This is a genomic window from Candidatus Halocynthiibacter alkanivorans (genome assembly GCF_003333265.1).
GTDB classification, from domain to species: domain Bacteria; phylum Pseudomonadota; class Alphaproteobacteria; order Rhodobacterales; family Rhodobacteraceae; genus Halocyntiibacter_A; species Halocyntiibacter_A alkanivorans.
In genome coordinates this window covers 1-6,198 of record NZ_QOLB01000015.1, presented here as the reverse complement: position 1 = coordinate 6,198, position 6,198 = coordinate 1, and the positions used below count along the sequence as shown (strand labels likewise).

Genomic DNA, 6,198 nt, shown 5'->3' with positions numbered 1-6,198 from the left:
TTCCGGTACATCAATGGGTTCTATAACCCTCGACGGCGGCATTCATCGCTTGGTGGAAAAAGCCCCTTGGCCTTCGAACGAAAGGCCGCCTAACATGAGATGAGAGACCGGAACTTTTGCGCGGCAAGTCCAATCGGGTTATCGCGCAATGAATGCCGCCTGACGGATTGATGCCAGCGAGCGTCGCCCTGCTCTCGCCGCAGCGGCGCGCTGGTTCTTTTCCCTGTATTCGCTGGCAGTTCGACTTCCGCCTCTCTGCCCACAGAGCGCAAGTGCCATCCATGTTCTATCGGTATCGCTGTCATAAGCCAGTTGGTGCCAAAGAGTGCGCACGATGTGCGCTCCGGTGCCGACATGCTCATACCAAACGTCCGAGATCCAATCCGCCGTCAACACGGTCTCGCCGCCATCGCGCGAGAACAATGGCGTCCGCGAGCGGCGATCATAAGGGCCGCTTACCAGGAGACCCTGGAAGCAGGATTGCATCAAGTCTCGCCCGATGCCACCCTTCACGGAACCTGTGATGCGCGGGCATGTGATCACGACAGGTAGAATGCTGGCGATTACCCGACGTGCGGACGTGAGAGGCCACGCGTTGCCCTTTAAAATAGACCTCCACGGTCCGCGCGGTAATCCTGGTCCAAAGCGTTTGCTTTAGTAATTGGTGGGGCACCGAGTAATAGTGACGCCCGATATCGACGTGATAATCCAACCCCGCACGGAACTGCTTCCACTCGGCATAAACATAGGGTTCAACGGGCAAAGGTTTGAGGGCGGGTTTGTCCAAGCGCTCATACAGATCCCGGCGACTGGCCCCCAGATGGCGGGTGACTTTGCTATTCAGCTGATCGAGCAAGGGACGGATCGCGGCGTTCAACTCATCTAAACTGAAGAAGCGCTGATTACGGAGACGTGCCATGATCCAGCGCTCAACCATAAGCACCGCGCCCTCCACCTTGGCCTTATCTTTCGGCTTGTGGGGCCGCGCGGGCACGATGGCGGTATCATAGTGGGTCGCCATGTCGGCATATGTACGATTGATCGCCGGATCATAGAAACAGGCCCTGGTCACACCTGCCTTCAGATTGTCGCAGACCACCTGTGCGGGCATCCCGCCGAAGAACTCAAAGGCGCGGACATGGCGGGAAATCCAATCCGGCAAGCTCTGCGTCCAACTCGCCTCAACGTAGGTGTAATTCGACGCACCAAGCGTGGCGACAAAGAGCTGCGCCGTACGCACTTCGCCCGTCTTGGGGCAAACCACGTCAAACGTGGCACCCGCATAATCGACGAACAGTCATTCATCTGCAGGGTGACGCTGCCGCATTACCGGCGACAGTTTCCCCTCCCAGCGAGTATAAAGTTCGCAGTATCGGCTGTAACCATAACCTTCTGGATGAACGGTTCGGTATTCCTCCCAGAGCAGAGAAAGCGTCACTCCTTTCCGGCGCAGTTCTCGATGTAAATACGCCCAGTCTGGTTGGGAAATAGCGCCAAGATCATCACCCTTCCTCTGGGGGAAAAGGCGTGCCTCAAGATCACTGTCGCTGAGACCGACAGGAAGCGGCCAGTCCAGACCGGCCCGATGGGCGCGGCTCAAATATTCCCGCAGGGTTGTGCGACCCACAGATAAACTGGCAGCCATTTCCCTCGTCGACATACCACTCGCACGAAGCCGTAAGGCCTCTCGTATCTTTCGCATCGGCGCTCTCTTCATAAGGGGGCCCATCGTTCAAAAAGAACGACAGAATACCCCGCGTCACGTGAGCCTCACAGCAATGCAAAACAGGCCAGTAAGGGATGGGCGGATGGCCCGGAATCCCCGGGCGGATCAAATCGGAATGGGTGGGCGGATGTAATCGGTACAGGTGGGCGGATCAGCCCGGAATACGCACCCTAAATACAATCTTGCCACCTATAGAGGGTTTTTGCACAAACCCCTCACCACCAATGGCTCCTATTTCGCGTATCGAAAATTCGGCCAGGTCGAGTTTATCAATTTTGTTTTGTAGGGTTTGGCCCAGCCCCTTACGATAGATGTTGATAGCCCGCGAAAATCTTGACTTTGAGGTGGCATTTTGCTACCTATAGGCCAGACCAAGGAGGCAAACATGGCTCAATCAGTAAAGCTTGCCGACGACGTGATGACGCCGGTGCGCCACGAAGCTGAAATACACTGCCGCTCGGTGGCCGGTCAGATCACTCACTGGATCAAGATCGGTCGCGCAATCGAGTACTCCGACGCCTACAACCATGCTCGTGTCACTGCGGCACTGGAAGGCAGGATTGAGACCTCTCAATTGACTGAAGAGGAAGAGACTGTGTGGCTTGATGCCTTTACTGAAAAGATGGGGCAGCCATCCGAGACTGAAGAAACATTCTATGCTCGCCGACAGGTGCTTGGACAAGGGGTCGGCCTCGATGCAGGTGGAAAACTGATATACGCCAAGGATGACACGGCCACATGAAGCCCAGCCTTGTCCTGCTTGCCGGTCCCAATGGAGCAGGCAAGTCTACTCTTTACCAGACCCGCGTTGCGCCCCGCTTCGCGGGTCCTTTTATCAATGCCGACAACATTCAGCGGGATGAACTCAAGAATCCTTCCATGGAAGCCTCCTACGAGGCTGCGAGAATTGCCGCATCCCGCCGGAAAGAAATGCTGGAAGAAGGTCAGAGCTTTGCGACTGAGACGGTCTTCTCCCACCCCTCCAAACTCGAGGTGATCGAGAGCGCCCGGGCACGAGGTTATCTCGTGATAGTCATGCATGTAGGTGTCGACAGTCCCGATCTCTCCGTTGCCAGGGTGAAGAGCCGTAAGGAAGAAGGTGGACATGATGTTCCGGAAGAAAAGATCCGGGAGCGATACGAACGCAGTCAACCTTTCATCCGGAATGCAGTTCTGCACGCCGATCGAGGCATGGTTTTTGACAACTCGCAGATCAATACCCCGCCGCAACAAATGCTGATCTTCGCGCAAGGACGACTGGTCAAATCAGCGCCTTTGCTCCCCCAGTGGATCCTTGGGTGTTATGCCTCCGATCTCGTGATCTGACCTCTCGCCTGGGTTTAGATTTCCCTACCCTCCCGAAGATATATTCAACATCCTCACCATAGCCCCATACAATCCCGGATGCTCCGTGACTGCTATGACCCTTTTCTATGACACCCCTACCCTCCAACCATGCCGACTTCGCCCGTTTTGAAGCAACGGAAACCCTTATTTTATTGATGGTAAGATTCCTTACAATGGCATAGAAACGGTCTCGAAAACCGTTGTGGGTGCAAGCCTACCCAGGGTCCGAATCCCTGTCTCTCCGCCACATTGCGCTCAGTCGCAACCGGGCAACCTATTGATTTAACTGCATAATTCAGCAGATCACCGATCGCACTTTGGGTTCAACATACTGAATTTCTATACAAACCGCTATACTTCGTGCATTACTTGTGCGGCGATTAAGAGGTGGTGACTAAGTATGGCATTCAAGAGACGTGGGAAGAGCCTTTCACTCTATAAGAGGGTGCCAAAGCGTTATGAAAGCGTTGAAACTCGAAAGCTCATCTGGCTCTCCCTTCATACAGACAGCCAATCCGAGGCAGAACAGAAGGCGGGAACCGCCTGGGCGCATCTGATTGATGGGTGGGAAGCCAAGCTGGCCGGGGACACTGCTGAGGCGGAACAGCGGTTTGCCGCCGCACGGAATCTCGCCGCTGCGCGAGGATTCCGGTATCTGCGCGCCGATCACGTCGCGAAGCTAACCACAGAAGACCTGTTGGACCGAATAAACAGCGTGTCTGGTCCCGACGACAATCCGGACTTGATGGAGGCAGAAGCACTTCTGGGCGGCGCCTCACTTCCCGAGATTACTGTTTCGCGAGCACTTGAACTCTATTGGGACTTGGCGCGCGAAAAGACGCTTGGTAAAAGTGTGGATCAACTCCGGAGATGGCAGAATCCGCGAAAGAAGGCAGTTCAGAATTTCATAGACGTCAATGGCGACAAGACCATCTCCCAGATCACTGGCGACGATATGCTTGATTTTCGCGCGTGGTGGTTAGATCGGCTCGAAAACGAAAGGCTGACTCCGAATAGCGCAAACAAGGATTTGATCCACCTTGGCGATGTACTGAAAACCGTAAACAAGATGAAGCGCCTAGGGTTGGTATTGCCCCTGTCCGATATAAGTTTCAAAGAAGGCGAAGCCGCTCAACGCCCACCATTTGAAGACAGTTGGATACGCGGCAAGCTGATTGCACCTAGTGCGCTAGACGGGCTGAACAAAGAGGCAAGGTGCATCCTGTTGGCGATGGTGAACACCGGAGCGCGACCAAGCGAACTGGCAGCGCTGACAGCGGACCAGATACGACTTGACGTAGACTGGCCTCATATTTCCATTGAACCGATAACTCGACAGCTGAAAAGCGCAAGCGCCAAACGGGTCATCCCCCTGTGTGGCGTCAGCCTTGAAGCCATGCGGGAATGCCCGGGCGGGTTTCCACGTTATCGGACAAGCTCTGCTGGCCTGTCCGCAACGGTCAATAAATACCTTCGCGCCCGTGGTCTAATGGAGACGCCTGCGCATTCACTCTATGGCCTAAGACATAGCTTTGAGGATCGACAGTTGGCAGCTGGTGTTGATGAGCGGATCAGGCGCGATTTGATGGGGCATGCGCTGGACCGCGAACGGTATGGTAAGGGTGCAAGCTTGCGTCAGCTGCACGACTTGGTTCAGGCAACCGCCTTGTAGTGAGCACTTGCAGCGCGTGCCCGGCTAATCACATCTCCCTCCGCTTCAAGCATAGCGATCTCACGCTCAAGGCGTTCAAAAATCGGCGCATATGCCAAATTTCTAACGACCAGAACTGCCACCCTACGGTGCGCTTTTCGAAGGTTTTCAAGATCAACACTCATACTCTCCCTATAGCGGGGAGATCACGGGATGCAGAAGAAATGTGTTGCTACATTTCAACACATCAAAGCAAAATACCGAATGGGTTTTGTGATCAACCCCATCCAGCACTCGGCAAGCAATTTGTTCACTAAGCTCCGTGGAGTGAAGTTATGCACAAATACGCCAACGCCTCAGCGCGACCACACCACCTTTTTTTGAGTGCGAAAATGGCATTACAAACTCTCCAAAACCCTGTTTCGCATTGTTATCCAATGATCAATTTCCGTTTTGATATCATGCAACTCTTCCACGCTGGCATCGCCGTTACGAAAATGGAATTGGTTTTGTAAGTTCTGAATCATGTCTTCAATTTTTGACAGTTCGGATCTCCGAGGGGTATTGCCGCGGATACTTTTTTCGTACTCTGAATTCTCCGAAAACTCCTGATGGCTAACGACAGAATTTGATCGCTCCACCTCTCTAAGCCGTCGGGTTCCCTTTTGCTCCCTATCAAACCAACTTGCAGATCTGAGCTCTGCGGCCGCCCGTTTGTTCCGACTGACCGCCGAACCCCAAGAAGCTGCTTCCGCTAACCGGGCGGTGTGTTCTGCCTTAATTTCGCCGATAGTCTTCTCACTGACTTTTGCACCGAGCTGTTTTTCTGAATATTCAAGAAACTTGTTCGGCGTGTATAGTAAGATCTGTTGCCCAGTTACTTCACAAAATTCTCGAACTAATTCTGGGCGAGCTCCAACAGTCTTCCCCGAAGCAATTAGCCACCAATCTTCCTTTTGGTCATCGGTGACCAGGATAATGGATTTATGCTCTGTTTCAGCCATGTTTAACGCCTGCCTCCACAAGATGAAATCGCCAAACTTTGAGCGTTTTTCTAATGAGTTTGCGGGATTTTTATACTTGGACGCGTCCTTGTAGCCGGGAGGAATTTTTTCGTTATACCTCCTCTCTCCCTCCGAATAGAGTTCCTTTAACTCATCCACGGAGAAAGGGCTTCCCACTTTTCCTTCAAAAATCTCAGCGATTTTTTCTTTAATATCATCACGATTGACACGTTCTTCAAGCGCCTTCCTATTGCGCTTCAGTTCTTTCTCAATACCACCCATTGCCGAGGTGAGACTGTCAAAGCTTTTGTCGGAAATGAACGGGTGACCTTTGGCGCTGGACTTGCCGCGCAAAAGTTCCGGTCTCTCATCTCATGTTAGGCGGCCTTTCGTTCGAAGGCCAAGGGGCTTTTTCCACCAAGCGATGAATGCCGCCGTCGAGGGTTATAGAACCCATTGATGTACCGGAA

The 6,198-nt window shown here is 53.3% G+C and carries 6 protein-coding genes; 3 read left to right on the top strand and 3 right to left on the bottom strand.

What is annotated here, in order from left to right; all coding sequences use genetic code 11:
- Positions 1-442 precede the first annotated feature (442 nt).
- Positions 443-1,297 (bottom strand): IS21 family transposase, encoded by an 855-nt coding sequence (istA, locus tag DWA01_RS00210; protein WP_114283628.1) that lies wholly within the window; start codon positions 1,295-1,297, stop codon positions 443-445.
- 814 nt (positions 1,298-2,111) lie between these two features.
- Here istA and DWA01_RS00205 point away from each other — a divergent pair.
- The 3 genes from DWA01_RS00205 (at position 2,112) to DWA01_RS00195 (ending at position 4,745) form a co-directional block, all read left to right on the top strand.
- A complete protein-coding gene (locus DWA01_RS00205) occupies positions 2,112-2,468 on the top strand; it encodes a TA system antitoxin ParD family protein (RefSeq protein WP_114283627.1) in 357 nt (118 codons plus the stop codon).
- Positions 2,465-3,052, top strand: coding sequence for an ATPase (locus DWA01_RS00200; protein ID WP_114283626.1), 588 nt, complete (start codon positions 2,465-2,467; stop codon positions 3,050-3,052). The genes DWA01_RS00205 and DWA01_RS00200 overlap by 4 nt, the downstream gene beginning before the upstream one ends.
- 421 nt (positions 3,053-3,473) lie before the next feature.
- Positions 3,474-4,745 (top strand): tyrosine-type recombinase/integrase, encoded by a 1,272-nt coding sequence (locus DWA01_RS00195; RefSeq protein ID WP_114283625.1) that lies wholly within the window; start codon positions 3,474-3,476, stop codon positions 4,743-4,745.
- On the opposite strand, the gene DWA01_RS22835 is transcribed toward DWA01_RS00195, so the two are convergent.
- A complete protein-coding gene (locus DWA01_RS22835; RefSeq protein ID WP_136057626.1) occupies positions 4,727-4,909 on the bottom strand; it encodes a hypothetical protein in 183 nt (60 codons plus the stop codon). The genes DWA01_RS00195 and DWA01_RS22835 overlap by 19 nt on opposite strands.
- A gap of 213 nt (positions 4,910-5,122) precedes the next feature.
- Complete coding sequence (locus tag DWA01_RS00190; protein WP_114283624.1) at positions 5,123-6,082, bottom strand: PIN-like domain-containing protein; 960 nt, start codon at positions 6,080-6,082, stop codon at positions 5,123-5,125.
- Positions 6,083-6,198: the final 116 nt, after the last annotated feature.